Genomic DNA, 26,795 nt, shown 5'->3' with positions numbered 1-26,795 from the left:
AACGGCGTGTTCTGAATGGCGTTTTCGCAGGTCAGGGCGCATCTCGGGGCTTGACAACTGCAAGAGGAACGTGCTGCGGGGGCCGAACGGAAGAGGGTATCCGCAGGTCGGAGCGGCTCTCCGGGCGGAGTGAAACGCGTACGTTACACGCATCCGGAGGGCCCCACGAGCGACCGAACGTCCCACTTTGTCCTCCACCGGGTGTGCGACTTACGCTACTCCGTTCGGTGAGCGGAGTCGGGTACGAGACGAATCCGGAATTGATCAAGGAGTTCGATCTCCGGGCGATGTTCCGCCGTTACCGGATCGTGTTCTGTCGCTGTTCCGACAGCGTTCCGACGGTCTTCTGCCAGGCGTTCCGGGATGCCTTCCCTCGACTCTTCCCGCGGCTGTTCCTGCGACTCTTCCCGCGGCTGATCGATTTTCCGTACCGGCCCACATTCCGTGGCGGAAATCCAGGACGCGGCGGCGGCGAGTTCGATGGGGGTTATGTGAATGCCGGACAGGCATGCGGGTGAGGCGTCCGCCAATTGCTTCCGGTGACTTGTCGGGTACTTGTCGGGGACTTGGGGAGGGTCGGGTGCGGCGGCGGCGGAACGGCTCGGTAACCTAAGGCCGCTACCGACCACGTACCGCCCACGTTCTAGGAGTTGCCGCCGCCGTGAGCAGCAGCCTTCGACGCGGCGCCCTCGCCGCCGCCGCCATCGCGTTCTCGATCGCCTCACTCGCCGCGTGCGCCGCCGGCAACAACGCCCAGACGCTGGGAGTCAAGCCGGACAACGCGGCCACCAGCGTCGGCGACATCAAGATCCAGAACGCGCTCGTGGTCACCCAGCCCGGTACCGAGACCGAGGGTCCCGCCGTGGTCTCCGCGACGGTGTTCAACGGCGCCACGACCGACCAGACCCTGGACTCCATCACCGTGGAGGGCGCCGGCACCGTCGAGATCACCCCGGCCAAGGGCGAGGGCAAGGGCGGCAAGGTCGTCGTCCCGGCCGGCGGCTCCGTGGTCCTGGGCGGCGCGGACAACGCCTCCGCGGTCCTGGCGGACATCACCGACGCCGTCAAGGAGGGCAACGCCCAGAAGGTCACCTTCACCTTCAGCGAGACCGGCGAGGTCAGTCTGCGGGCCTTCGTGGTCCCCGCCGAGCACTACTTCGAGAAGTGGGGCCCGAGCGACGTGCCCGAGGCCCCCGCCGCCAGCGCCTCCCCGTCCGAGTCGGTCTCCGGCTCCCCGTCCGCGTCCACCTCGGGCTCCCCCTCCACCGGCGAGGGCACCACCGAGGAAGAGGGCACCGCGGCGGGCTCGACGGCCTCCCCGTCCACCTCGGCGTCCGAGGAGACCACCGGCCACTGAGGCCCGTACACCTGCGCCGAAGGGCGGCACCCCTGGAGGGGGTGCCGCCCTTCGGGCGTACGGCGGTGGTGTGAGCGCCGGCCTACGGCTCGAACTTGTAGCCGAGCCCACGCACCGTCACCAGGTACCGCGGCGCGCCCGGGTCCGGTTCGATCTTGGCGCGGAGGCGCTTGACGTGGACGTCGAGGGTCTTGGTGTCGCCGACGTAGTCGGCGCCCCAGACGCGGTCGATGAGCTGCATGCGGGTCAGGACGCGGCCCGCGTTGCGCAGCAGCATCTCGAGCAGGTCGAACTCCTTGAGCGGGAGGTCGACCTTGGAGCCCGAGACAGTGACCACGTGACGGTCGACGTCCATACGGACGGGGCCCGCCTCCAGCGCGGCCGGGCTGACCTCCTCGGGCTCGCCGCGGCGGCGCAGTACGGCCCGGATGCGGGCGACGAGCTCGCGGGAGGAGAAGGGCTTGGTGACATAGTCATCGGCTCCTATTTCCAGGCCCACGACCTTGTCGATCTCGCTGTCCTTGGCGGTCACCATGATCACCGGGACATTGGAACGGCCGCGCAGCTGACGGCAGACCTCGGTACCCGGCAGACCGGGCAGCATGAGGTCGAGGAGAACGAGGTCGGCCCCGTTGCGCTCGAACTCGTCGAGACCGTCGGGCCCGGTGGTCGCGATGGCGACCTCGAAGCCCTCTTTGCGGAGCATGTAGGACAGGGCGTCGGAGAAGGACTCCTCGTCCTCGACGACGAGCACTCGGGTCACGGAAGGACCTCCGGGGCGGGAAGCGGTTCGTACGGGGATGGGTCTGGGTGAGGCTGTCCGTCCTCGACGTCGAGGTCCGGGTGCTGGGCCGCACGGTCACGGGACGAGCCCGCCTCCGGCAGCCTGAGGGTAAACGTGGAGCCCTGTCCTTCCGAGCTCCACACCGTGACCTCCCCGCCGTGCGAGGCGGCCACGTGCTTGACGATCGCGAGACCGAGACCCGTACCGCCGGTCTGGCGGGAACGGGCCGGGTCCACGCGGTAGAAGCGCTCGAAGACGCGCTCCTTGTCCTTTTCCGAGATGCCGATGCCCTGGTCGGTCACGGCGATCTCGATGTGCTCCCCGCCGGGCGCGGCCACCCGCCGCGCGGCTATGCCGACGCGGGTGCGGGCCGGGGAGTAGTTGACGGCGTTCTCGACGAGGTTGCCGAGGGCGGCGGCGAGCTGCCCGCGGTGGCCCCAGACACGCAGCTCCGCGGTGCCACCGGCGGCCATGGTGATCTGCTTGGTGCCGGCCTGGTGGCGGCAGCGGTCGACCGCCTCGGCGACCAGCTCGTCCACCCGAACGGGCTCGGCGTCCTCCAGCGGATGGTCGTTCTGCACCCGGGAGAGGTCGATGAGCTCCTGCACGAGGTTGGTGAGCCGGGTGGCCTCTATCTGCATGCGCCCGGCGAACCGTTCCACCGCCTCGGGGTCCTCCGACGCCCCCATGACGGCCTCCGAGAGCAGCGACAGGGCGCCGACCGGCGTCTTCAGCTCATGGCTGACGTTGGCGACGAAGTCACGTCGTACGGCCTCTGTCCGGCGGGCCTCGGTGAGGTCCTCGACGAGAAGCAGCACGAGCCGGGAGCCCAGGGGGGCGACGCGCGCGGAGACGGCGAGCGCCTCCCCGCGTCCCGTGCCACGCCGGGGCAGATCCAGCTCGACCTGTCGTATCTCGCCGTCCCGCCGGGTGTCGCGGGCCATCCTGAGCATCGGCTCGACCGCGAGTTTCCCCCCGCGCACCAGCCCGAGGGCGTACGCGGCGGAGCTGGCCTTGACGACGGCGTCGGCCTCGTCGAGCACGACGGCGGAGGAGCGCAGCACGGACAGCACTGTGTCGACGCCGGGCGGCAGAACCGCGTCCGTGTGCAGGGAGGTCCTGGTCGGACGCTTCTGCTCGCGCTCGCTGACGCGGAACGCCAGCATGGCGATGACACCGGTGAGCACTCCGGCGATCGCTGCCGCTGCGGCGACTGCCGCGTTCACGTCCATGCATCCAGGTTAGGCACGAGGTCGGACATCCCCACAGCGATCGGAGGGCGACCTCGAACACTCGTCGCCCAGAGTTCACCTTGGAGCCAGTATTGGTTCATTTGGGATGGCTGAAACAGACGCGTACGGGTCGCAACGTGGGAGCGTGGGGTTCGTCCGGGCCCCCGGTCACCGTTCACTGTCGCCGTTCATTCGGTCGTTCGGCGGTCCCGGCCTGGCGGAACGGCTTCCGGGACGGCTTTTCTGGTTACCCACGAGCAGACGTACGTAAGAGAGGGACACCCTGATGCGGGACGCGTACCACGAGGAACTTGACTCGATCGGTGAGGGCCTGGTCGAGATGGCCCGACTGGTGGGGTCGGCGATCGGTCGCGCCACAACGGCGATGCTCGACGCCGATCTGAAGCTGGCCGAGAGCGTGATCGAGGCCGACAAGAAGGTCGACGACCTCCAGCACGACCTGGAGGCCCGCGCGATAGCCCTGCTGGCCAGGCAGCAGCCGGTGGCGACGGATCTCCGGATCGTCGTGACGTCGCTGCGTATGTCGGCCGACCTGGAGCGCTCCGGCGACCTCGCCCAGCACGTGGCCAAGCTGACCCGGCTCCGCTTCCCCGACCACACGGTCCCGCGTGACCTCCACGCCACCATCCTGGAGATGGGTCAGCTCGCGCAGCGCCTGATGGCGAAGGCCGCCGAGGTCATCATCACCAAGGACGTCGACCTCGCGCTCCAGCTGGAGAGTGACGACGACGAGATGGACCTCCTCCACCGCACCCTCTTCCAGCACCTCATGGACGACCGCTGGAAGCACGGCATCGAGACCGCCGTCGACGTCACCCTCCTCGGCCGCTACTACGAGCGCTTCGCCGACCACGCGGTGTCCGTCGCCAAGCGCGTGGTGTACCTGGTGACGGGTGAGCACGCGGACGAGCTGCAGGCGGACATCCAGCCGGTCACGGGGGTGGAGGGGGCGTAGGGCCCCCTGACTGGTGCGGGGAGGGCAAGGAGTGCGGGGCTCCGGTTGCGGGGCTCCGGCGCCTGCCGGTGCGGCGGGGCGTGTGGACGCCTCCGTGCGCCGTTGATGCGCCCGACTGAACGGGCCTGCAATGGGGCAACCAATGGGCGCAGGCACCAGCCTTCGCTGTCCTGGCTGCCTTCGCCGCGCTCGCTGCCTTCGAGGAGGGACCATGGCCGAATCCCCCGCCAGCCCCAGCACCCCGGACCCGACACAGGTCCGGGACACCCATCAGCCCGCCGACGTCAAAACCCTGCCCCTTTTCGGCGCCTGCGGCTGCGGCTCCGGATGTGCGTGCGGGTGCCAGTCCGGCAACCCGTGCCAGTGCGGCTGACCGGCTGACCGGCACGCGGTCGCTTTCGTACGCGGAAGAGGGCGGAAGAAGGGGGCCTGTCGCCCGCGACGGGCCCCCTTCACGCCTGTCCTGCTGCTGGGGAGCGTTCCCTGTCCTGTTTCCTGGGGAGCGTTAGGTGAGCGTTCAGCAATAGGGCTCGGAGTATTCGCGGGTGGCGATGATCCCGACGTCGAGGGCCCCGTCCGTCGGCCCGCCGATGGTCAGGTACGCGGTGGTCCCGTCGATCCGCTTGTCGAAGCAGCCGCTCGACCGGTACCGCCAGCCGTGGGCCTGCGCGACATCCCGGTAGTGCGCGAGGGCACTCTCGTGCGCCACGACGTCGCCCTCCCGGCCCCTGCCCTGCCCCTTGTCATACGTGTACGTGTACGTGTACGACTTCCCCGCGACCACGAACAGATCGTCGTCGTCGCACCCCTCGTACGGCTCCCCCGCCCCGACCCCGTCCGGCCCGTCGTCCAGCACGGCGTCCCCGGCCAGCGCCTCACCGAGCCGGTCCTCCGCGTCCCCGCACCCGTACTCCATGAGGAACGACACCTCGGGAATTGCCAACGCCGCACCCTTCACGACCGCGACCCCAGGAGGGCCGCGATCCCGACGGCCGACAACCACACCTTCAATCCACGCATGACGGGACGTTAGTGCACGCCTGTTCGACACCATGAGCGCTTCAACAGGTCGCCCGCGCGTCGATACAGGCGCAGCATGAAGGCAGGGAGCAGAGAGCAGAGAGCAGAGAAAGAACAGCAGAAAGGGAAGGAGGTGCGAAGCCATGACCAGGTTCATGGACGTCCACCACGGGATGAAGGGCATAACCGGCGACCAGCTGCAGGCCGCGCACAAGGCTGACCTCGCCATAGAGAAGGACGAGAACGTCCACTTCGAACGCGCCTGGGCCGACCCTGAGTCCGGCACCGTCTACTGCCTGTCCGAGGCCCCCTCGGCCGAAGCCGTCCAACGCATCCACGAACGCGCCGGCCACAAGGCGGACGAAATCCACCCGGTACCCCTGGCGGTCTGAGCGTGCGAGGGCGGACTGGCGGGAGCCGCCACGCTTCCGCACGCCCTGTCCGGCGAAGCCCGCTGGATGGAAGCATCTCCATGCCGATACCGGTAGTGGACGGGGGTTTGCGCATGGCTGTAGTGATGTCGATGCTCTGGGCAGAGGTAACTCCGGAGCAGTACGACACGGTGCGAGACGCGGTCGACTGGGAGGGGGTCCCGGCGGCCGGCGGCCAGGTACATGTGGCCTGGTTCGACGATCAGGGGCTGCACGTCACCGATGTCTGGGCATCTCAGCAGGCGTTCGAGACCTTCTTCGCCGAAAGGCTCGCCCCCGTGATCCAGAAGGCCGGCCTCCCGGGCGCCCCCGAGACCACCTTCAGCCCACTGCACCGCCGCTTCATCGCCCCGAACATCACCGGCGCCGCCACCTAGCCCCTCCCCCACCCCACACAACAAGCCCCTCACCCGCGACTGCCTGGCGGGTGAGGGGCTCTTGTTCGGCCTGGTTACTTCTTCTTGCCCTGGTTCCTGACCGCCTCGATCGCAGCCGCGGCAGCGTCCGGGTCGAGGTAGGTGCCGCCGGGGGTGAGGGGCTTGAAGTCGGCGTCGAGTTCGTAGGCGAGGGGGATGCCTGTCGGGATGTTCAGGCCCGCGATGTCGGCGTCGGAGACGTCGTCGAGGTGCTTCACCAGGGCGCGCAGGGAGTTGCCGTGGGCGGCGACGAGGACCGTGCGGCCGGCGAGGAGGTCCGGGACGATGCCGTCGTACCAGTAGGGGAGCATGCGGGTGACGACGTCCTTCAGGCACTCCGTGCGGGGGCGGAGCTCCGGCGGGATGGTCGCGTAGCGCGCGTCGCCGGCCTGGGAGAACTCGGAGTCGTCCGCGAGCGGGGGCGGCGGGGTGTCGTACGAGCGGCGCCACAGCATGAACTGTTCCTCGCCGAACTCGGCGAGCGTCTGGGCCTTGTCCTTGCCCTGGAGGGCGCCGTAGTGGCGCTCGTTCAGGCGCCAGCTGCGGTGGACCGGGATCCAGTGGCGGTCGGCGGATTCGAGAGCCAGCTGCGCGGTGCGGATGGCGCGCCTCTGGAGGGAGGTGTGGAGCACGTCCGGGAGCAGGCCGGCGTCCTTGAGCAGTTCGCCGCCGCGCGTCGCCTCCTTCTCGCCCTTCGGAGTGAGGTTCACGTCCACCCAGCCGGTGAACAGGTTCTTCTCGTTCCACTCGCTCTCGCCGTGGCGGAGGAGGATCAGCTTGTGCGGTGCGTCGGCCATGGCTCCGAGCGTAATCGACGGCCCCGATCGACCACACGCCTGGCCGACAGGCGGACAGGCCCCATCGCCAGGCGCTGACAGTTGACTGGGGTTGCTAATTGGGTGGCTTGCGTCCCGAGCACGTTCGTAAGTTGTGTTCACCGCCTTAGCCGCTTACGTCCGTGGGGGATCTCCATGCCACTCGTCGCTGTCGGACGTGCCGTCCGGGAGTCCGTCTCGGGGCTGCCCCGGGAGTTCTGGTGGCTGTGGACCAGCACGCTGGTGAACCGGCTCGGCGCGTTCGTCGCCACCTTCATGGCGCTGTATCTGACGCTGGACCGTGGCTACTCCGCCTCGTACGCCGGGCTCGTCGCCTCGCTGCACGGCCTCGGCGGAGTCATCTCCTCGCTCGGCGGCGGTGTCATGGCCGACCGGCTCGGGCGGCGGCCCACGCTGCTCATCGCGCAGGCGTCGACGGCCGTGTCGGTCGCGCTCCTCGGCTTCGTGCAGCACCCCGTCGCGATCGCCGCTGTCGCCTTCCTCGTCGGCGCGACCAGCAACGCGTCCCGCCCGGCCGTGCAGGCGATGATGGCGGACATCGTCCGGCCGGAGGACCGCGTCCGCGCGTTCTCCCTCAACTACTGGGCCATCAACCTCGGTTTCGCCATCTCCTCCATGGCCGCCGGGTTCATCGCCGAGGTCAGTTATCGCGCCGGGTTCCTGATCGAAGGGGGAATGACGCTGGTCTGCGCCGTCCTCGTCTTCCTGAAGCTGCCGGAGTCGCGACCGGAGAGCGGTACGGCGGCGGTGGGGAAGGCCGGCGGCACGGATGCGGTCGGGCTGGGGACCGTGGTCCGTGACCGGCGGTTCATGGGCGTCGTGGGGCTCTCCTTTCTTGTCGCGCTGATCTTCCAGCAGGCGTCCGTGGGGCTGCCGGTCGCGATGGGGGAGGCCGGCTTCACGCCTGCCGACTACGGCCTCGCCATCGCCGTCAACGGGGTGCTGATCGTCGCCCTGCAGATCCCGGTCACCCGGTTCATCGAGCACCGGGACCCGGGACGGCTCCTCGTCGTCTCGTCCGTGCTCGCCGGGTACGGCTTCGGCCTCACCGCCTTCGCCGGGTCGATCGGGGTCTTCACCCTCACCGTCTGCGTCTGGACCCTCGCCGAGATCATCAACGCGCCCACCCAGACCGGCCTCGTCGTCCGCCTCTCGCCCGCGCAGGGGCGCGGCCGCTACCAGGGCATGTACACGATGTCGTGGTCCGTCGCCGCGCTGGTCGCTCCGCTGATGTCCGGCGTCGTCATCGACCGTTGGGGCGCCGAGTGGCTGTGGGGGATGTGCACGGTGATCGGGACCGTGGCGGGGGTGGGGTACTGGGCGTTGATGCGCCGGGTGCCGACACCGGATGCGGGGGCGGACTCTGAGGGGGACGCAGAGGCGGAGGGGGACGCGGAGGCCGCTCAGAAGGTTGTCGCCGGGGAGCCCGTCGTGGGTCCGGCTGCGGGGGCGGAAGTTCGTACGGCGCGGGAGGCAGAGGCCCGTTCAGCCCGGGAGGCAGAGGCTCGTACGGCCCCGCAGGCGGAGGCTCGTACGGCCCCGGAGGTCAAGGCCGGGACCGGGTCGGTCTGAGCGGGGTCAGGGATGCATTCGCGCCCCCTTCACCACCTTGTCCACCCCGTTGCGCGGCCCGTACACCGCCAGTCCCACCAGGTCCAACTCCCCCGTCGCCACGGCTCGTACGGCCGCGCGGTTGTCACGGTCGTTGCCCGTGGCGAAGAGGTCGGACGTGAAGACGGCGCGGGGAAGGGCCCGGGCCAGCACACGCGCATGGGCCGTCTTCAGCACCTCCTTCGTTCCCTCGAAGACGAGGACCGGCTGACGGAACATGGGGAGGTAGGCCGTGCCGTCGGCGTCCTCGTACGGGTCGCCGATCACCTCCGGAACCATCGGGCCGATGCCGCTGACCAGGAAGGACGTGACGTTGAGGCGTTGCCAGGTCTCCAGGTCGTCGCGGAGGAGGACGGCGATCTTCGTGTCGAAGCGGACGGGGGCCTGGGCGGATGCCTGGTCCGGGACGGGTTCGCCGGGGATCTCGTGGTTCATGGGATGAGACTGCCGACCGGCGTACGCCCCCGTCTTGTACGTTCTTTGCATGTGCCCTCAGCGGCAGTGGTCGCCCGAGCTTCCTTCCCAACGGCAGCGGCCTCCCGAGCGGCAGTCGTCCCCCCAGCGCGAGGTCTCCGCCTGGCGGCCGCGTGTGCCCGGCATCGTCGAGGTGTTCCACGCGCACTACACGGAGTACGCGTACCCGATGCACGTCCATGACGTCTGGACGCTGCTGATCGTCGACGACGGGGCCGTGCGGTACGAGTTGGACCGGCACGAGCACGGGACGCCGAACGACACGGTCTCGCTGCTGCCGCCGTATGTGCCGCACAACGGGGCGCCGGTCACGGACGTGGGCTTCCGCAAGCGGGTGTTGTACCTGGACCTGGACGCGAGCACGCTGGACGAGAGTCTCATCGGGGCGGCGGTGGACGATCCCGACCTGCGGGATCCCCTGCTGCGGCGGCGGGTGGGGCAGTTGCACACGGCGCTCGCGCGGCCGGGGGACGAGCTGGAGGCGGAGAGCCGGCTGGCGCTCGTCGGGGAGCGGCTGCGGGGGCATCTGCGCAGGCCGCCGGCGCGTTCACCCTCGCAGGCACCCGGCGGTCGCACGGTCGCCCATCGGCTGCGTGAGCTCCTCGACGAACGGGTCACGGACGGGGTGACACTGGAGGAGGCCGCGGGGACGGTCCACGCCCACCCTGCCCATCTCGTACGGGCGTTCGGGGCGGCCTTCGGGATCCCGCCGCACCAGTATCTGATGTCCCGGCGGGTGGAGCGGGCGAGGCGGCTGCTGCTGGACGGGATGCGGCCTGGCGAGGCGGCGGCGGTGGCCGGGTTCTACGACCAGGCGCATCTGACGCGGCACTTCAGGCGGTGGGTGGGTGTCACCCCTGGCCGCTATCGGAGCGGTCGGCCGCCTGGCGGGTCAGGTGGCTGAAGGCGTCCAGGTTGCGGGTCGACTCCCCCCGGGACACGCGCCACGCGTACTCCTTGCGGATCGCGGAGGCGAAGCCCAGTTCGAGGAGGGTGTTGAAGGCGCCGTCGGCCGCTTCCAGGACCTGGCCGAGAAGGCCGTCGATGCCGTCGGGGGTGACGGCGGAGAGGGGCAGCCGGGCCGTGACGTAGACGTCGCCGAGCGGGTCGACGGCGTAACTCACGCCGTACAGCTTGAGGTTGCGCTCCAGAAGCCAGCGGTGGACGCCCGCCTCGTTCTCGTCGGGATGGCGGATCACGAAGGCGTTGAGGGAGAGGGAGTGCCGGCCGACGATCAGGGAGACGGTCGTCGAGAGCTTGCGGGTGCCGGGGAGTTTCACGACGTAGTTGCCGGGTGCCGGGCTCTCCCACTCCAGCTCGGCCTCGTTGAGGACCTGCTCGATGATCGACGCTTCGTCAGCCATGGGGCGAGCGTACCCGCCGGTACGGACCGGTCGACGGCTCACTCATGACGCATGCCGGACGGCTCGCCCAGGACGAGTGCCCGACGGCTCACCCATGGCGAGCGCCGAACGGCTCACGCATGACGGGTCCCCGACGGCTCACCCGTAGAGGCCCCGCACCCGGTGGCGGCGGTGTTCCTGCATGGCGGCCGTGTAGACGTCCCCGGTGGCGGCGGCCGACGTGTCCCAGCCGAAGGACTCGGCGTGGTGGGCGGCGGCCGCGCCCATGCGGGCGGGCAGCTCGGGGGTGTCGGCGAAATCGCGCAGCACGCGCGCGTAGGCGACGGGATCGTGGCCCTGGACCAGGAAACCCGTCTCCCCGTCCCGCACGGCGACCGGCAGGCCGCCGACCGAGGCCGCCAGCACCGGCGTACCGGCCGCCTGCGCCTCGATCGCGACGAGCCCGAAGGACTCGCTGTACGACGGCATGACCAGCACGGACGCGGCGCGGAACCAGTCCGCGAGCTGCTCCTGATCGACGGGCGGCCGGAACCGTACGACATCGGCGATCCCGAGCCGCGCGGCCAGCTTCTGCAGGCCCTCCGGCTTGGCGAGGCCGCTGCCGCTCGGCCCGCCGACCACCGGCACGACGATCCTCGACCGCAGCTCGGGACGCTCGTCGAGGAGGACGGCGACGGCGCGGAGCAGGATGTCGGGGGCCTTGAGGGGCTGGATGCGTCCGGCGAAGAGGGGGATCAGGGCGTCCTGGGGCAGGCCGAGACGGGCTCGCGCCGCCGCACGGCCGTCGGCGGGACGGAAGCGGTCGAGGTTGACGCCCGGGTGGACGACGGCGACCTTGGCCGGGTCGGCCTCGTAGTGGCGTACGAGTTCGTCGGCCTCCTCTGCCGTGTTGGCGATGAGGCGGTCGGCGGCGCGGACGATCTGGGTCTCGCCGATGACACGGGCGGCGGGCTCGGGGGTGTCGTCGTCGGCGAGCGCGGCGTTCTTGACCTTGGCCATCGTGTGCATGGCGTGCACCAGGGGGACGCCCCAGCGTTCGGCGGCGAGCCAGCCGACGTGGCCGGAGAGCCAGTAGTGCGAGTGGACCAGGTCGTAGTAGCCGGGGCGGTGCCCCGCCCATGCCTGCATCACTCCGTGCGTGAAGGCGCACAGCTGGGCCGGGAGTTCCTCCTTCGCCAACCCCTCGTACGGGCCCGCGTCGACGTGCCGGACCAGTACCCCCGGGGCCAGCTCGACCGTCGGGGGCAGGGCGCCGGTGGTGGCCCGGGTGAAGACCTCCACCTCGATGTTCTGTGCGGCCAGCCGCTGCGCCAGCTCAACGATGTAGACGTTCATCCCGCCCGCGTCACCCGTGCCGGGCTGGTGCAGCGGCGACGTGTGCACCGACAGCATCGCGACCCGGCGCGGCTTCCGGTGCAGCCGAAGCCGCGCCGCGCCGACCGGGGAGCGTCGCCCGAGCCTGCTGACGTAGTGGCTCACGTGGCGTTCCTCCTCGCTCCGGGCATGCCTTTCGGAGGGCGTGGGGTCCCTCTGGACAGCAGGAACGCCGGAGGAGGCAGTTCCATTTCCTCTTTGCAGAATTATTACCGAATCTCGCTCAACCGTTCGATCATTTTGGGGAGCGGGAGGGCTCGCCGCACAGCTGAGGAACAAGGGGTGAACGCGCACCCGAAGGGCGGGGGAACGCGTGTGGCAGGCCGGGAACTGCGCGATCACCACATACGGCTCTGGGAATACGCTCACTCCATGGCAAGACCAGTCGGCACCGTGACGCGCGGCACCACCAACCCCAACCGCCTGCGCCGCATGGACCGCTGGATCGCGGCGGCACACGGCGCCGAACTTCGCCGCGCCACCGCCCCACTCGCCGTCGACCTCGGCTACGGCGCCGCCCCCTGGACGGCCGTCGAACTCCTGCGACGCCTCCGCACGACAGCGCCCCGCACCCGGGTGGTCGGCATCGAGATCGACCCGGCCAGGGTCGCGGCGGCGAAACCGTACGAGTGCGAGGGCCTGGCCTTCCGGCACGGCGGCTTCGAGGTGCCCGTACCGGGCCGCCCGACCCTCATCCGGGCGGCGAACGTACTGCGTCAGTACGACGAGGAGGAGGTCACGGCCGTCTGGGAGCGTCTGTGCGCCCGCCTCGAACCAGCCACCCCTTCTTCCTCCGGAGGTCTGCTCGTCGAGGGCACCTGCGACGAGATCGGCCGTCGGCACGTCTGGGTCGCGCTCGGCCCGGAGGGCCCTCGCACCGTCACCTTCGCCACCCGGCTCGGTTCCCTGGACCGCCCCTCCGACCTCGCCGAACGCCTCCCCAAGGCACTCATCCACCGCAACGTCCCCGGCGAACCGGTGCACGCCTTCCTCCGCGACTTCGACCGCGCCTGGGCCGCCGCGGCCCCGTACGCCTCGTACGGTGCCCGGCAGCGCTGGATCCGCGCGGTCCGCGCCCTGAGCGCGGACTGGCCGGTGCGGGACGGGGCTACGCGATGGCGGCAGGGCGAAGTCACGGTGGCGTGGGAGGCGTTGACGCCCAGGGGGTGAGCGCCCGCTCCGACCAGCACTGGTGACACAGAGCAACATTTCGTGACGCACGGGAACGATCGGCTCGGGCCATTCGTCGGACGGACGGGGGCAACGATCTCCTCGGCCGTGAGTCATACAGACGGGAGCACGCACAGAAGCCAACGCGGAAGCCAACCCAGAGGCCACGCGGAGGCCAACGCGAAGGCCTACACAGAGACCACGCGGAAGCCACGCAGAAGCACGTGGCGAGGTGGAGCCGGAAGCGATGCCACGCGGGCGTGACCAGCAGGGAAGCAAGGGGGAGCGAGGGGAAAGGAGTTCTTGCCCGCCTCTGTCGTATTGCGCGACGCCGTGACACGATCACCGGGCACCGGCAAGTTACTGACGGTTAACCAGTTCTGTTTCTATTGGGCTTGGGGGCAAGGGGTATGGGAGCCGGCAAGCGGAGCCTGACCATGGCGGCCGTGGCCGTGGTCTGCGCGATGACCGTGCTGGGCGCACCGGTCAACGCGTACGCGAGCCAGACGAAACCGACCGAGCCGACCCCGAGCCCGACACCTTCCTCCTCGAACACCGCAGGCGGTTCAGGTGCGTCAGGCGGTTCCTCCAGTACTCCGGACACGTACTCGACCCCCGTGACGAACGAGGAGTTGGAGGCCGTCCGCGAAAAGCTGGAGGGCCTCTACCACGAGGCGGCGGTGGCCACGGACGCGTACAACGCGGCCGAGGAGAAGGCCGACAGGCAGTCCGAGGAGATCGTCGATCTGGCCCATGAGGTCGTCGAGGGCCACGCCAAGCTGGACAAGTTGCAGGATCTCATCGGCGCCGCGGCCCGCGCCCAGTACCGCGGCGGCGGCCTCCCGCCCGAGGTGCAGCTGTGGCTGAGCGAGAACCCCCAGGACTTCCTGGAGGGGGCGGACCGCGTACGTCAGGGCCAGCTCGCGACCAAGGGCCTGCTCGCCGAAATGACCCGGACACAGGAGGACTTGGAGCAGTACTCCAAGGATGCCTCCGCGCGCTGGGAAAAGCTGGAGGCCAACCGCAAGGCCAAGGAAAAGGCCAAGAAGAAGATCAAGAAGCAGATCGCCGCCGCCCAGGAGCTGGAAGGTCAGCTGGAGGACGACGAGCGGGACCGGCTGGCTCAGCTGGAGCAGGAGGCCGCTGAGCAGTCACAGGCCACCTGGCTGGACTCCGGCATTCTCGGCGAGATCAACGGCAAGGCATCCCCGCAGGGCAAGCAGGCCGTGAAGTTCGCGACGGACCAGATAGGCAAGTGGTACGAATGGGGCGCCGAGGGCCCCGACACCTACGACTGCTCCGGCCTCACCAGCCAGGCCTGGGCCGCCGCCGGCCTGACCATCCCGCGCACCTCACAGGAGCAGTGGCGACAGCTCAAGCACATCGACATGCAGGACATGCGCCCCGGCGACCTCATCATCTACAACTCCGACGCCAGCCACGTCGCCATGTACCTGGGCAACGGCTCCATAGTCCACGCCCCCCGACCGAACCGTAAGGTGTCGATCGCGGGCGCGGGCACGATGCAGATCCTCGGGGTCGTACGACCGGACGCGTGAGCCGACCGGGCGGAATCTGCGGGCCGGAGGTGAGGGTCGGCGGTGACCGGCCAGCGGTGACTGGCCGGACGGGCACGTGAACCTGCGGGGCGCGGGGGGCGGCACGGTGCCTCTGGGTCACGTGAACCTGCGGTAGCCCAAGGAACCCGGCGTCTCTGGCCCACGTGAACCTCCGGGAGCCCAAGAGACGCAGCACCACTGGCGGGGTCCGGGGCGGAGCCCCGTGGGCGTGGTGTGCGCGGGCGCGTGCTGGGCGGGGTCGAAGGGGCGCAGCCCCTGGATGGGGGCACCTCCCGCTCGAGCGAAGCCGAGAGTGGGGGAGGGACGGGTAAGGGCAGCGGGGGCGAAATCCCTCTGAGCCGGCCGGACGAGACCAGCAACCCACCCCCAACCCCAGCCGCCCCCCAGGCCAGGCCGGCCCGACCCCAACCGCACCCCAGCCCGGCCCAGCCCGACCCCCGCCTCACCCCCGCCGACCCGCCCCCAGACCCTCAACCCCCAAACCCCGAGACGCACCCCCGTCCGTGACCCACCCCACGTGACTCGCACCACCTTCCCCGCCCGGCTCAACCCCCACCGCGTGACATACGTCATCTCAGGAGAAAGCCCTGCCATGTCCAAGTGCGATACAGGATGCGGCATATGACTCCGGCCGTTTGCCGCCCGACGCGCCGCCGACCATTCCGTTGCGGCGGCGCCTGGCGCTAAGGTCCCCGTCGATGGGTCGAGGTCTCTCGCCCGCCGTGCCCTCGGGGGGAGGGAAGGAACCCAAGAACATGCCCGTACCCGTACCGCGGCAGAGAGCGATCCCGGCCGTGGAAAGTGGTCAGGCGCACGCCGTGTCCGCACCCAGCGGACCGTCCGGAGAGGGGGCGGCCATGAGCGCCCCGGCCCTGGCTCCTGCAGACAACTCCACAAACCCGCCCGGCCCCACCGGCGACCGCGCCATGGGTTCGGCAGGCCCCACCGGCCCGCCCGTACAGCCCGGCGGCCCCACCAACCTCACGGTCCTCCTCATCGAGGACGACCCGGCGGGTTCCCTCAACGTGCCCGAGCTGCTCGACTCCGCGGGCAAGCCGATCCGCGTCCGCACCGCCCGCAACCTCACCGAGGCCCAGCGGCTGCTGACCGACGACGTCAACTGCATCCTCCTGGACCTGGCGCTCCCGGCCCCGGCCCGCCCCACCGACACGGACACCGAAGCGGCCGACGGCCCCGACGACGAACTCGCCGTCCTCAAACACGTCCTGGAAATGGCCCCCCGCCACGCCGTACTGGCCCTCACCGACTCCGGCGACGCCGAACGCGGCACGGAGGCCGTACGGGTCGGCGCACAGGACTACCTCTTCCGGGACGAAGTGGACGGCCGTCTCCTGAGCCGCGCGATCCGCTACGCGGTGGAGCGGAAGCGGTCGGACACGGCCGAGCGCCGGCTCTCGGAGTCCAAGCTGCGCGCCCAGGAGAACGCCCGCCTGGAGCGCGGTCTGCTGCCGACGCCGCTCCTGGAGGGCTCGTCCCTGCGGTTCGCCGCCCGCTACCGGCCAGGCCGTTCCCGCGCCCTGCTCGGCGGCGACTTCTACGACACCGTCCGCACCCCCGACGGCACCGTGCACGTCATGATCGGCGACGTCTGCGGGCACGGCCCCGACGAGGCGGCGCTCGGCGTGGAGCTGCGGATCGCCTGGCGGGCGCTGACGTTCGCGGGGCTGTGCGGCGACGAACTGCTGTCCACACTGCAGCGCGTCCTGGAGCACGAGCGCGAGAGCGACGAGATCTTCGCGACGCTCTGCACGGTCGACATCGCCCCCGACGGCCGCCGCGCGGGCCTCTGCCTGGCCGGCCATCCGTCCCCGCTGATCGCCCGCCACGGCCGCGGCGGCAGGCCCACCCCGCCGGCCGAGCTGCTGCCGTACGACAACGGCGGGCCGGCCCTCGGCCTGCTGCCCAACGCCCGCTGGCCGCGCACACAGATCGAGCTGGGTGCCGCCTGGAGTCTGATGCTCTACACCGACGGCCTGATAGAGGGCCGGATCGGCCAGGGCAAGGAGCGGCTGGGCCAGGACGGCATGGTGCGGATGGTGCGCCGCCAGCTGGCCGAAGGCCTGCGCGGCGAGGACCTGCTGCGCGCCGCGGTGAACGAGGTCCGCGACCTCAACGGCGGCGAACTGACCGACGACGTGGCGGTCCTCATGCTGGACCGGGAAGGCTGACTCAGGAGCCGGGCCCCGGCCGGCTCTCCGGCCGTTCTGCCTCGGCCCGAGGGTCAGGGACCGCTGCCGACCGCCGTGTCCAGCGAGGTCACCGGCCGCCGTTGTACGGGCCGTACGGACCGTCGCTGCTGGAGCCGCTGCGACCGCCGCCTCCGCCGCCACCGGACACCTGCTTGACCGCGGGCCGCACATCCACGATGTACACGATGCTCGCGATGACGCCAATGATCGGCAGGAACGACAGGATCGAGAACAGATAGCTCACGATGAGGGCGATCCCGAGGATGACCAGCCAGAACACCTTGGTCTGCTTGTCCGCCGCACGGAACGCGTCCTCACGCCGGAACGCGGCGTCGAACAGCCCGAACGCGGCGAGAGCCATCAGGACGATCTTCAGAATTCCCAGGAACCCCGCGAAGCCCGTCAACAGCATGCCGCCCACACCACCCGTTCCGTTCGCTCTGCCGACTGCCGACCGGCCGTGCCCGTACCGATGCCGACACCTACGCGGTCACCGTACCCGTAGAACGGGCCGGCCACCCCAAAGGTGCCCGGCCCGTCTCCGTACCGCGAAGTACCGCGCGGGTACCTCTGAGATACCGCGACACCGCGCGCGTACCTCTCGCTCTGTCGCCGACTCCTTCGTCGGCTATGTCGCCCACCGGGCGGCGTGCCCTGCCGCTTACTTGGCGGGCGGAGTGGTCTTCTTCGCGGCCGTCGCCTTCCGGACCGGGGCCTTCTTCGGCGCGGCCTTCTGGGCGGCGGGGGCGGACGCGGCCTGGGCCGGGACCGGCTTGGCGGGCGCCGGCTCGTCCTTGACCTCGACCGGCTTGGAGTTGGGCTCGACGGCGATCGCGAACTCCTCGATCTCCTCCGCGGCCTCGCCGCGCCAGGTCTTCACGGCCTGCTCACCGTGCTCGGCGACCTTCTCGTACGTCTCCCGGGCCTTCACCGCGTACTCGGCGGCGACACCGACGCTGCGCAGCGCGAGGTCCTGAGCGGTCTCACCGAGCTTCTTCAGGTCGGTGTCGAGGGTGCCGATGAACTCGGTGACCTTGACCTGCAGGTTCTCCTGGGTCTCCTTGACCCGGGCGGTCGCCTTCTCCTGGACGGCCTTCGGGTCGGTCTGGCGTACGGCGTCGATCCTGGCCGGAGCATCGGCGCGCAGCTGCTCGACGATGCCGGGGACCTTCTTCGCCTGCTGGAGGGCGAGATCCGCGGTGCCGGCGGCGAAGTAGAACGGCGTCGGGTCGGTGACGGCCTTGCGGATGTCGTCGGTGATGGCCATGGTGATGGTCCTCCGGGTTGCTTTCAGCTGAGGGTTTGTGTCGTTCCGGTCCGCGTTCGAAGGAATCGTCGAAGTCCTCGAAGTCGTCAAAGTCATCGAATTTCTCGCATTCCCCGTATTCATCAACTCGCCGACTGCCGCGGACCCGCATCGTCGCCGTCGGCCGCGCCGGGGCCGGGGGCCGAGGCTTCCTCGGCGTCCGTCGCCACGCCGGGGCCGAGGTCGATCTCGAATCCGTTCTCCTTGCGGAAGGACTCGTAGATCTGGAGCAGCACCTGCTTCTGCCGCTCGTTCAGCGTGGGATCGGCGAGGATGACGGCGCGCGTCTCCACCTCGTCGCGATCCCGCTCGGCGTCGAGAATGCCGGCCCGCACGTACAGCGTCTCGGCGGAGATCCGCAGCGCCTTGGCGACCTGCTGCAGCACCTCCGCGCTCGGCTTGCGCAGCCCGCGCTCGATCTGGCTCAGATACGGATTGGACACCCCGGCGGCGTCGGCGAGCTGCCTGAGCGACAGCTGCGCGTTTCGCCGCTGTTCACGCAGGTACTCACCGAGATTGCCGACGTTGAGCGATGCCATGCCTCCACCATGCCCCACCCCTGCTAACTATTGCAAGCACCCGCTTGCAAAAGTGCGCTACGCCACTTGCGACTGAGTTGTGACTGCTCGCGACAGTCGGCACTTCGCAGAGCTGGTTGGCACGGAGCGACCGCGAGCGTGAATGCCGTTGTGAGCCGGGCCACGCCAGGTGGAACCTGTCCAGGCATGTTGGAACTAGTGGAGACGTATCGCAGTCCGGACGAGGTCGGCGACGGCTCTGGACCGGCTGTGCGGTGGCCAGGCGATCACGGTGGTGACTGGGGGCGCGTCCAGCACGGGCACGGCGGCCAGGTCACCGTGCAGTTGGGCTCGGCACGACTGCGGTGAGACCGCGCAGGCACGGCCGAGCGCGACCAGCTGCAGCAACTGCGCGTGGTCGCGGACCTGCGGGCCGGGGCCAGGCAGGTAGGTGCCGTCGGGCTCCGGCCAGCGTGGCAGAGGCAGACCTGGCAACCCGGCGATGTCGGCCATGTGCACATGGGCCCGGACGGTGAGCGGATGCCCGGCCGGCAGGACCACGACCTGGCCCTCCGTGCTGAGCTCTTCGGTATGGAACCCGGCCGTCGAGTCGAACGGCCGGTGCAGCAGCGCCACGTCGGCCAGGCCTTCGCGCAGCAGTCGTGCCTGCTCGGCCGGGCCGCACAGAATGACCTCGACGGGAACCGCGCCGGGTTCGGCGGCATACGCGTCGAGCAGCTTCGCCAGCAGTTCGCTGGACGCGCTGGCTTTCGTGACCAGGACCAGGCCGGGACGGCCGGTCGAGGGCAGGGCGGCGCGGCGGGTCCGCCGCTCGGCGGCGTCGACCGCGTCGAGGGCCGCCCGGCCCTCGACCAGCAGCACCCAGCCGGCCTCGGTCAGCGTGACCGTGCGGCTGGTCCGATCCAGCAGCACTGTCCCGAGTCGACGTTCGAGCTGCTGGATCGCCCGGGACAAAGGCGGCTGCGAGATCCCGAGCCGCTGTGCGGCGCGCCCGAAGTGCAGCTCTTCAGCGACGGCGACGAAGTACCGCAGTTCCCGGGTCTCCATACCGCCACGGTATCCCGGATCAATACCTGGACGGTATCGTTGCCCACCCGATCGGTGTTGGACCCCGTCGGGGCCGGCGAGCAGCATGGTCCCCATGAGCGAACGAACGATTGCGCTGGTCACCGGGGCCAACAAAGGAATCGGCTACGAGATCGCGGCGAGCCTCGGCGCACTCGGCTGGAGCATCGGCGTCGGCGCCCGCGACGAACAGCGCCGCAACGCCGCGGTGGACAGACTGCGCGCGGCCGGCGTCGAGGCATTCGGCGTACCCCTGGACGTGACCGACGACGCGAGCGCGACCGCCGCCGCACGGCTGATCGAGGAACAGGCCGGACGCCTCGACGTGCTCGTCAACAACGCCGCCATCACCGGCGGCATGCCCCAGGAACCTACCCGGGTCGATCCCGCCACCATCCGGACGGTCGTGGAGACCAACGTGATCGGCGTCATTCGCGTCACCAATGCGATGCTGCCGCTGCTGCACCGCTCCGCCTCACCACGGATCGTGAACATGTCCAGCAGCGTCGGCTCCCTCGCCCGGCAGTCAGGACCCGCTGCCGAGCAGACGGCAGGTCCGGTGTCCGCGGCGTACGCGCCGTCGAAGGCGTTCCTGAACGCCGTCACCCTCCAGTACGCCCGGGAGCTGAGCGGCACGAACATCCTGATCAACGTCGGCTGCCCCGGCTACGTCGCGACCGACCTCAACGGCTTCCGCGGCGTGCGCACCCCCGAACAGGGCGCGGCGATCGCCATCAAGCTCGCGAACCTGCCCGACGACGGCCCGACTGGACAGTTCTTCAACGACGCCGGCGTAGTTCCCTGGTGATGCGCAGGACCGCCATCGCCCGCCGGGGTTACCGCTTCGCCCGCGCGACTCGAACAGGTCAAACCAACTGCGGCAGCCGCCCCGGCCAACGCTCCGGCGCCCAGGGCACCGCTCCGCACCTCAACCGGTTCCAACATGAACGGCAATTCACCGATGGTTGCAAGAAGCGTGACCAAATGGTTCCAACAAGCGTGCCCCACGAGGCCCAAACCGCCGGCTCGCCACTCCCTCGTGGTTCCAACTCCCGTGTCCCGGCTCACGTTGCGGACTCATGAGACTCAGCGTTCCGGCTGGCACACGGATGGCGGCGGGGGCCGCGAGCCTGGTGTGACTTACAGCCACGCCTCTTCTGCCCGCACCGGCGGTCCGGTGTCATCAACGGGCTACCGACAGTCACCAGTCGGAGGCTAGTCGTGCCGCCTGTACATCATGGGGCGTTTTGCGGTACGAGCAACGGGCCTACGCGCACGTCTGGCGCATGCCGCGTAGAAGGTCCTCCCGCTCCTCTCTACGATGGCACGTTGCGTGAACCAGCTAGTCTCTGGCGGCTGGTTCCGACAGGAAGCCGGGGCGCGTACCAGAGACGGCCGACTGTCGATCCTCGTGCCTGCCCAGCGCCGCGAGGGTCAAGGTCACGGCGACCGATGCGGCCGCCATCAGCGTCATCGCCGTGGCCGGGGAGGCCAGTTGGGCCAACGTGCCCGCGAGGAGGGCGCCGATGCCTTGGAAGGCAGCCATGCCGGTGGCATGCAGCCCGAGGGCCTGGCCCGCGAGGTCGTCGGGGGTGAGCGACATCAGGCGTTCCTGGAGAACCAGGCTCGCGGCGAAGCCGACGGAGGCGACGGTGACTGCCACGGCTGACAGCGCCACTCCCGGCTGTAGGACGAAGAACAGATAGGGAACCGCGAGCAGCAGGCGCAGCAGCGTCGCAAGGCGAGGGCGCAGGGCGGGCGGTACGAGACGGCCCACGGCCAGGTCGCCCGCGAACATCCCGAGCGCGCCGAATGCGTAGAGCATGCCGGCCGCTTCGGGAGCGTAGGAGACGTACAGCGAATCGCTGCCGACGATGAGGCCGTTGGGGACCCAAAGGCCCAGGTACGTCAGGCGGCGGTGGCGCGAGGACCACAGGAGGGCGTTGGCGCGCCAGGTCGCCGCGAGGGACGGCCGGCCGGCGAAGCGCGGTGGGCGGGCCGTGAGGCCGAGGCGGGTGACGAGGGCGGACAGCACGTACAGCGCTGCCGCGAGGAGCAGGCAGGTCCGCGGGGAGAGGAACGCAAGGAGCGCGCCGCCCGTCGCGAACCCGGCCATCTGTGTCAGGCCCCAGAGCATGTTGAACACCGAACGGCCCAGGACATAGCCGTCCTTGGTCAGGATCTCGTTCAGCAGGCCCCCGCGTGCTCCCCCGCCCAGCGACGCGACCAGGCCCTGCAGGAGCACGACGGCGAAGACCGCCCAGACCGGCAGACCGGGTAGCGCGAGGACCGCCGTGGCCGCCGCGAAGGAGAGGGCCAGGGCGGACAGGACAGCGCGCGGCGCCAGTCGGTCGGCGCCCGAGAGCAGGAACGCGCCGCCCAGCAACTGCGCCAGTTGCGGTCCGAACATGCTCACCGCCGACAGGAACGGGGAGCCGGTGGCCCGGAAGACCAGCGTGGCGAGGGCCAGTCCGCCGATCGTCTGCGCCGCGGCGAAAGCGGCGAAGGAAAGCAGGAACGGGGTGAACTCCGCCGTGCGGAACAGGGATCTATAGCTGCGCATGATCCGGAGTCTCCGAGCGTCCCGGGGCCGTGTGTACTGTTTCGGCGACACGCGAAAGGTCGTACGGATGGGCTTGTGGCAGATCGACACCGACACCCTCGCCCGCAGCCGGTTCGTGCTCTCGCCGTTCGCCGAGGCCTTCGCGAGCCTGAGACTGCTGTACGCGGGAACCGGCGCCCATCCGGGCGAGGATGCCTGGTTGCGCGCGCATCTGCCTGGCTATCGTGCGTACCTCGCGGCCGACCCGGCTGCCGCGCCGCTCGTGCAGGCGGCCATCGGCACCTCCTGGATCGCCGACTTCTTCTGCCCTACCTCCTGCGTTGGGGAGAGCTTCGAGGAGACCGTGGCCCGTGTGCGGACGACCGATGCCAGGGAAGCACGGGCCAACCTCCGGGTGTCCCTGCAGGGACCGCTCCCCTCCGTCTTGGAGCGGGACGACCTGCCCGAGCGGGCGACCGCGCTCCTGACGTACGTCTGGGAAGAGACCGTCAGGCCGGACTGGAAGCGCCGGCGGCGCGTCATGGAGGCCGACATGGCCGCACGCACCGCGCGAGTCAATCAGGGCGGCTGGGCGGCCGTCCTCGACTCGCTGAAGCCGGGGACGCGATGGCTCGGAGAGAGCCGCTTCCAGGTCAACCACAACGCCTACCCGCCGCGGGAACTCGCCGCCGGAGCACAGCTGCTGTTCATGCCGGTCACGCCAAGGACCAGTTGGGTGTCGTGGGAAGGACGGGAGCGGTACGCAGTCGTCTACCCGTGTCTCGGGGTGCTCTCCGAGGACCATGACCGGCGCCCCGTCCCGGACGGGCTCGGGGCGCTCATCGGGACCGCGCGGGCCGGGTTGCTGACGCTGCTCGGGACGCCCATGAGCACGACCCAACTGGTCGCCGTGACCGGGTGGGCACTGGGTTCGGTGGGCGGGCACCTGCGGGTGCTGCTGGACGCGGGGATGGTGGAGCGGCGGCGGGCGGGACGGTCGGTGCTGTACGTCCGGACGGCGGCAGGGGACGTACTCATGGATGCACCCGGATCCGTTGGAGCAGATTCGGTGAGACGTGGCGAGTAAAGCTGCGGGATGAAGCAGATCGGATGACTCATGCCCGGTCCCGCCAGTCTCAACGAAACTGCTCCGACCTGGTCAGGGACCTAACGTCGGAGCAGACTCAATGAGACGCGACACGACTGTCCTGCCCTGTCTCTGCGATGTGTAGGCAGTCCCGCTCTTCTGTAGGCAACGCATGGCTGGGTCCCGGTCATCTGTAGGCAAGTTCTGGAGAGTTCCGGTCTTGTGTAGGTGCGGCGATCAAGGCGCTTCTACTGGTCGAAGTGGCTGGTCAGCGTCGTACCGGAGGCCCGGACGGATGTGCGCGAGGTGTCGGCGGAGGAGGTCGAGCTGGAGTACGTCAGCGCGGGCCGGTATCCGTCAGCGGGGGTCCTGGGGTATCTGTGGCCGGTCCGGTTCGAGTCGGTACGGCCCGAGCGCGGGTTTCCGGCATTTCGTGGTCAGGGCAACTGGTGCGGCTGGTACTGGTCGGCGACCTGCGGCGGTCATGTGGGCTATGAGTCGTGGCTGGAGCGGGACCGCATTCGCACTCAACGCCGCTACTGGAGACTCCGACCGCGATACGGACCGACTCACATCGACGCGTGCTACGTCGCCACCGGCAAGCTCTGGAGCGGTCTGGCCCACCGCCACTACCGGCTCACCCACCGCGCCGAGCTCCTCCACGACCTGGTCCGCGTCAAGGCACCCACCGTCGAACCGGACAAGACAGCCCCATGACTGGAAGCCGCTGGATACCCCGAACACGTCACGCTGATCAGCCTGTTCGCATCAGGGCATCGGAGGCGATCGATCCTCAGCGACGACCTCCTCGTCGTCGTCACCCGGGCCATCGCCCAATTCCACCGCCTCTTCCCGCTGCAGGCGCCCCTGCGAGGCACCAGTCGCACATGGCTCAGCACCACCATCGAGGCCACAGCCAGACAGATCGAAGCCCTCCTGAACCCTTGATCTTGCTCCGAAGATCGTTCTGTTGGAGGCTGAGGCATGCAGAATCTGCCGACATTCGTTTTTGTTCATGGGGCCTTCGCGAATTCGTTCTCGTTCGCGCCGCTACAGGCCGAACTCGCCTTACTCGGGCACCGCTCGGTCGCGGTCGACCTTCCGGGGCACGGATTCGAGGCGACCTTCCCCGCGACCTACCAGGCTCCTCAGGATCTCGACGCACTCGCCGCAGAACCGGGGAGCATCAAGGGAATCACGCTCGCCGACAACGCCACCCGCGTGATCGAAGTCCTCGAACGGGCCAAGCGGAACGGGCCCACCATCCTCGTCGCCCACAGCAGGGGCGGCATCACGACCACCGCCGTCGCCAACGCCCGGCCCGAGCTGATCGACCGGATCGCTTACGTCTCCGCCTGGTGCCCCGTTGATCTGAACGTGAGCGACTACTACGCCCAGCCGGAGATGGCGGACGTCGACGCGGGAGCCTTCGCTGCCACGCTCGTCGGGAACCCGGCCGAACTCGGTCTGCTCCGGACCAACTTCCGCACCGCCGACCCGGCAGCGCTCGCCGCGTTCAAGCGAGCGTTCGCCGCCGACCTCACCGATGACGAGTTCCGGATCTTCCTGAACACCTTCCAGCCCGATGAGAACCTAGATGTCGGTACGTCCACCGACCGGGCACAGGCCACGACCTGGGGCCGGATTCCCAAGACCTATGTGCGCCTGGCCAACGATGCCAGCATTCCGCTCGCCGCGCAGGACCGCATGATTCGCGAAGCCGACGCGCTCACACCCGACAACCCCTTCGACGTCCGGACACTCGACGGGAGCCACCTGCGCTGGCTCGTCCACCCGAAGCCCGCCGCCGAGCTGCTCGCAAACCTCGCAGCGCGCTGACACTCCACCAGGCAATCGGTCGGTGCTGCAGGGACAGTGATGCCAGTCTTCGCGTCATCGCATGAGCAGACACAGGCACAGACACAGGCACAGGCGCAGGCGCAGGCGCAGACACAGGCCAGCGCACAACACGCCGATGAGCTTCCCCCGAGGGCGACTGCCTACGGTTGAGCGTGGCAGGGGGAGCCCGTTCGTCCCGCTCAACCGTAAGCACGGCAGGTCAGAGCCCCACCATGCCCACAGTTACCTGGGACAGGACAGTGGGTGACTGCTCACGACTGTCCGTTCTCAGGAGATGTGGCGAGTCCCAGTGGTCCTGGCGAACGACCTGGCGGAGTCCCGGCGAAGCCGGCCGGCCTGTTGTCCTGCCTCGCTGAAACTGGCGAATCCCCACTCGTGTGTCCCGTCGCCGGCAAGCCGGTCTCCGTCTCAGATGATCTGGTCCGATCCGTCAGTGGCCGCAGGTGATCCGGTCCACCGACGGCGGCCGCTCGAAGTGCCGGAAAACCGGTGGAGCCGTCGGAGCACGAGTCCGTACCGTCCGTGGGATGACCTATCTGAGCCCCCTGGGATATCTGCTGGGCATCGAGGGTGCTGCTTTGCTGCGCGGCATCAGGGAGGGGAAGGCCGACCGGGCGTTCGTCGAGGCCCGGATCGCCGAGATCCGCACCCTGCTGGATGTGCCCGCCCTCGCGCATGCCGAGGGAGTCACGGCGAGTCCGGGCACGATCAGCGCGGCCGACGTCTACCAGGAGTGGGCGCCGCACTATGACGCCCCCGGCAACCAGATGATCGACGTCGAGCAGCCCGTTGTCCGGCGCATCCTGGACAGCCTGCCCGTCGGCGCGGCGTTGGACGCGGCCTGCGGGACCGGCCGCCACACCATGTACCTGCATGAACTCGGCCACAATGTGATCGGCGTCGACGCCTCGCCCGAAATGCTCGCCCAGGCCCGCAAGCGCCTGCCGGATGTCGACTTTCACTCGGCCGAGCTGCACCAGTTGCCGCTTCCCGACAACGCGGTCGACACCGTCGTCTGCGCGCTCGCCCTGACTCACGTCCCCGACCTGGCCGCCGCGCTGGCCGAGTTCGCGCGTGTTCTGCGCCCGGGCGGGAACCTTGTGATCTCGGATGCCCACCTGCTGGTGTCCTACCTCCGGCCGACCCTGGCCCGCCGTCCCGGCCCGGACGGCCGCCCGTCCCTGCTCGTCGAATACCACCGCCCGCTCAGCGCCTACCTCGCCGCAGCCCTGCCACTGGGCTTCCAGGTCCGGCACTGCGAGGAACCCCACCGCCCGCGCCACTCCCCCGACTCCGACTCCGACACCGCCCCGGACCCACTCCCGACCTACATGTCCTGGGACCTGTTGCACTGGTGCCCGGAAGCGTCGGCCGCGGCCTTGGACGATTCCCCGATCGTGGTCGTCTGGCACTTCCGACTCGACGGCATCCGGAAGGCTGAGCAACCGGACCAGATCAACTGAGACAGCGTCCGGCAGCCACTCGTCCAGGACCGCATCGCACGAGTTTCCCACCGTCAGGTCTCACGCGAACTGGTCACCGCACGTCACAGGGCTGGTTC

27 protein-coding genes are annotated in these 26,795 nt (G+C 69.7%); 15 read left to right on the top strand and 12 right to left on the bottom strand.

Features of this window, described 5'->3' with window-relative positions:
• Positions 1-227 precede the first annotated feature (227 nt).
• Both OG622_RS26635 and OG622_RS26630 read left to right on the top strand, forming a co-directional pair.
• Complete coding sequence (locus OG622_RS26635; protein WP_371579140.1) at positions 228-518, top strand: hypothetical protein; 291 nt, start codon at positions 228-230, stop codon at positions 516-518.
• 143 nt (positions 519-661) lie between these two features.
• Positions 662-1,357, top strand: a complete 696-nt coding sequence (locus OG622_RS26630; protein WP_371579139.1) for a copper chaperone PCu(A)C — start codon at positions 662-664, stop codon at positions 1,355-1,357.
• Positions 1,358-1,439: 82 nt separating this feature from the next.
• Here the strand turns inward: OG622_RS26630 and OG622_RS26625 are convergent, their stop codons facing one another.
• Together OG622_RS26625 and OG622_RS26620 are read right to left on the bottom strand one after the other, a co-directional pair.
• The gene (locus tag OG622_RS26625; RefSeq protein ID WP_046707143.1) at positions 1,440-2,120 is read right to left on the bottom strand and encodes a response regulator transcription factor; all 681 of its coding nucleotides are present in this window, start codon (positions 2,118-2,120) and stop codon (positions 1,440-1,442) included.
• Complete coding sequence (locus tag OG622_RS26620) at positions 2,117-3,373, bottom strand: sensor histidine kinase (RefSeq protein WP_371579138.1); 1,257 nt, start codon at positions 3,371-3,373, stop codon at positions 2,117-2,119. Before OG622_RS26620 ends, OG622_RS26625 begins: the two co-directional genes overlap by 4 nt.
• A 286-nt stretch (positions 3,374-3,659) precedes the next feature.
• Here OG622_RS26620 and phoU point away from each other — a divergent pair, with 286 nt between their 5' ends.
• Positions 3,660-4,349: a phosphate signaling complex protein PhoU gene (gene phoU / locus OG622_RS26615; RefSeq protein ID WP_371579137.1), complete on the top strand. Its 690-nt coding sequence runs from the start codon at positions 3,660-3,662 to the stop codon at positions 4,347-4,349.
• Positions 4,350-4,866: 517 nt separating this feature from the next.
• Here phoU and OG622_RS26610 read toward each other — a convergent pair.
• Positions 4,867-5,292, bottom strand: a complete 426-nt coding sequence (locus OG622_RS26610) for a hypothetical protein (RefSeq protein WP_371579136.1) — start codon at positions 5,290-5,292, stop codon at positions 4,867-4,869.
• Between the two features lie 220 nt (positions 5,293-5,512).
• On the opposite strand from OG622_RS26610, the gene OG622_RS26605 reads away from it, so the two are divergent.
• Complete coding sequence (locus tag OG622_RS26605; protein ID WP_371579135.1) at positions 5,513-5,761, top strand: SCO4226 family nickel-binding protein; 249 nt, start codon at positions 5,513-5,515, stop codon at positions 5,759-5,761.
• A gap of 113 nt (positions 5,762-5,874) precedes the next feature.
• Positions 5,875-6,177, top strand: coding sequence for a hypothetical protein (locus tag OG622_RS26600; protein ID WP_371579133.1), 303 nt, complete (start codon positions 5,875-5,877; stop codon positions 6,175-6,177).
• 74 nt (positions 6,178-6,251) lie between these two features.
• Here the strand turns inward: OG622_RS26600 and OG622_RS26595 are convergent, their stop codons facing one another.
• Positions 6,252-7,013 carry a phosphoglyceromutase gene (locus tag OG622_RS26595; RefSeq protein ID WP_371579131.1) on the bottom strand — a complete coding sequence of 254 codons (762 nt, stop codon included), beginning with the start codon at positions 7,011-7,013 and terminating at the stop codon, positions 6,252-6,254.
• 174 nt (positions 7,014-7,187) lie between these two features.
• On the opposite strand from OG622_RS26595, the gene OG622_RS26590 reads away from it, so the two are divergent.
• Positions 7,188-8,624 (top strand): MDR family MFS transporter, encoded by a 1,437-nt coding sequence (locus OG622_RS26590; RefSeq protein ID WP_371579130.1) that lies wholly within the window; start codon positions 7,188-7,190, stop codon positions 8,622-8,624.
• 6 nt (positions 8,625-8,630) lie between these two features.
• Here the strand turns inward: OG622_RS26590 and OG622_RS26585 are convergent, their stop codons facing one another.
• Positions 8,631-9,098 carry a DUF2000 family protein gene (locus OG622_RS26585; RefSeq protein ID WP_371579129.1) on the bottom strand — a complete coding sequence of 156 codons (468 nt, stop codon included), beginning with the start codon at positions 9,096-9,098 and terminating at the stop codon, positions 8,631-8,633.
• 49 nt (positions 9,099-9,147) lie between these two features.
• Here OG622_RS26585 and OG622_RS26580 point away from each other — a divergent pair, with 49 nt between their 5' ends.
• Positions 9,148-10,041 (top strand): AraC family transcriptional regulator, encoded by an 894-nt coding sequence (locus OG622_RS26580; protein ID WP_371579128.1) that lies wholly within the window; start codon positions 9,148-9,150, stop codon positions 10,039-10,041.
• Here OG622_RS26580 and OG622_RS26575 read toward each other — a convergent pair.
• On the bottom strand, positions 9,989-10,501 hold the full coding sequence (locus OG622_RS26575) for a YbjN domain-containing protein (protein WP_371579127.1): 513 nt from the start codon (positions 10,499-10,501) through the stop codon (positions 9,989-9,991). The genes OG622_RS26580 and OG622_RS26575 overlap by 53 nt on opposite strands.
• Positions 10,502-10,639: 138 nt before the next feature.
• A complete protein-coding gene (gene mshA / locus OG622_RS26570; protein ID WP_371579126.1) occupies positions 10,640-11,980 on the bottom strand; it encodes a D-inositol-3-phosphate glycosyltransferase in 1,341 nt (446 codons plus the stop codon).
• A gap of 267 nt (positions 11,981-12,247) precedes the next feature.
• On the opposite strand from mshA, the gene OG622_RS26565 reads away from it, so the two are divergent.
• The 3 genes from OG622_RS26565 to OG622_RS26555 all read left to right on the top strand — a co-directional run bounded on the left by OG622_RS26565 (position 12,248) and on the right by OG622_RS26555 (position 16,814).
• Entirely contained in the window at positions 12,248-13,045 is a 798-nt protein-coding gene (locus OG622_RS26565) for a class I SAM-dependent methyltransferase (protein WP_371579125.1), read from the top strand.
• Between the two features lie 410 nt (positions 13,046-13,455).
• The gene (locus tag OG622_RS26560) at positions 13,456-14,604 is read left to right on the top strand and encodes a C40 family peptidase (RefSeq protein ID WP_371579124.1); all 1,149 of its coding nucleotides are present in this window, start codon (positions 13,456-13,458) and stop codon (positions 14,602-14,604) included.
• An 878-nt stretch (positions 14,605-15,482) separates the two neighbouring features.
• Entirely contained in the window at positions 15,483-16,814 is a 1,332-nt protein-coding gene (locus OG622_RS26555; protein WP_371579123.1) for a PP2C family protein-serine/threonine phosphatase, read from the top strand.
• A gap of 88 nt (positions 16,815-16,902) precedes the next feature.
• On the opposite strand, the gene OG622_RS26550 is transcribed toward OG622_RS26555, so the two are convergent.
• From OG622_RS26550 to OG622_RS26535, 4 genes are all read right to left on the bottom strand, one after another.
• Positions 16,903-17,256 carry a DUF2516 family protein gene (locus tag OG622_RS26550; protein ID WP_371579122.1) on the bottom strand — a complete coding sequence of 118 codons (354 nt, stop codon included), beginning with the start codon at positions 17,254-17,256 and terminating at the stop codon, positions 16,903-16,905.
• Between the two features lie 240 nt (positions 17,257-17,496).
• Positions 17,497-18,102 (bottom strand): hypothetical protein, encoded by a 606-nt coding sequence (locus tag OG622_RS26545; protein WP_371579121.1) that lies wholly within the window; start codon positions 18,100-18,102, stop codon positions 17,497-17,499.
• 122 nt (positions 18,103-18,224) lie between these two features.
• The gene (locus tag OG622_RS26540) at positions 18,225-18,680 is read right to left on the bottom strand and encodes a helix-turn-helix domain-containing protein (protein ID WP_371579120.1); all 456 of its coding nucleotides are present in this window, start codon (positions 18,678-18,680) and stop codon (positions 18,225-18,227) included.
• 195 nt (positions 18,681-18,875) lie between these two features.
• Positions 18,876-19,727: a LysR family transcriptional regulator gene (locus OG622_RS26535; protein WP_371579119.1), complete on the bottom strand. Its 852-nt coding sequence runs from the start codon at positions 19,725-19,727 to the stop codon at positions 18,876-18,878.
• Between the two features lie 94 nt (positions 19,728-19,821).
• Between OG622_RS26535 and OG622_RS26530 the strand changes: the two genes are divergently transcribed.
• On the top strand, positions 19,822-20,553 hold the full coding sequence (locus OG622_RS26530; RefSeq protein WP_371579118.1) for an SDR family NAD(P)-dependent oxidoreductase: 732 nt from the start codon (positions 19,822-19,824) through the stop codon (positions 20,551-20,553).
• Between the two features lie 534 nt (positions 20,554-21,087).
• On the opposite strand, the gene OG622_RS26525 is transcribed toward OG622_RS26530, so the two are convergent.
• Positions 21,088-22,308: an MFS transporter gene (locus tag OG622_RS26525; RefSeq protein WP_371579117.1), complete on the bottom strand. Its 1,221-nt coding sequence runs from the start codon at positions 22,306-22,308 to the stop codon at positions 21,088-21,090.
• A 67-nt stretch (positions 22,309-22,375) separates the two neighbouring features.
• Between OG622_RS26525 and OG622_RS26520 the strand changes: the two genes are divergently transcribed.
• The 4 genes from OG622_RS26520 to OG622_RS26505 all read left to right on the top strand — a co-directional run bounded on the left by OG622_RS26520 (position 22,376) and on the right by OG622_RS26505 (position 26,697).
• On the top strand, positions 22,376-23,374 hold the full coding sequence (locus tag OG622_RS26520; RefSeq protein ID WP_371579116.1) for an ArsR/SmtB family transcription factor: 999 nt from the start codon (positions 22,376-22,378) through the stop codon (positions 23,372-23,374).
• 228 nt (positions 23,375-23,602) lie between these two features.
• Positions 23,603-24,091 carry a hypothetical protein gene (locus tag OG622_RS26515; protein ID WP_371579115.1) on the top strand — a complete coding sequence of 163 codons (489 nt, stop codon included), beginning with the start codon at positions 23,603-23,605 and terminating at the stop codon, positions 24,089-24,091.
• 267 nt (positions 24,092-24,358) lie between these two features.
• Positions 24,359-25,213, top strand: coding sequence for an alpha/beta fold hydrolase (locus OG622_RS26510; RefSeq protein ID WP_371579114.1), 855 nt, complete (start codon positions 24,359-24,361; stop codon positions 25,211-25,213).
• 548 nt (positions 25,214-25,761) lie between these two features.
• Entirely contained in the window at positions 25,762-26,697 is a 936-nt protein-coding gene (locus OG622_RS26505; RefSeq protein ID WP_371579113.1) for a class I SAM-dependent methyltransferase, read from the top strand.
• Positions 26,698-26,795 lie beyond the last annotated feature (98 nt).

It is taken from the genome of Streptomyces sp. NBC_01314 (genome assembly GCF_041435215.1).
Classification (GTDB): Bacteria; Actinomycetota; Actinomycetes; order Streptomycetales; family Streptomycetaceae; genus Streptomyces.
This window is presented reverse-complemented; position numbering and strand designations above follow the sequence as displayed.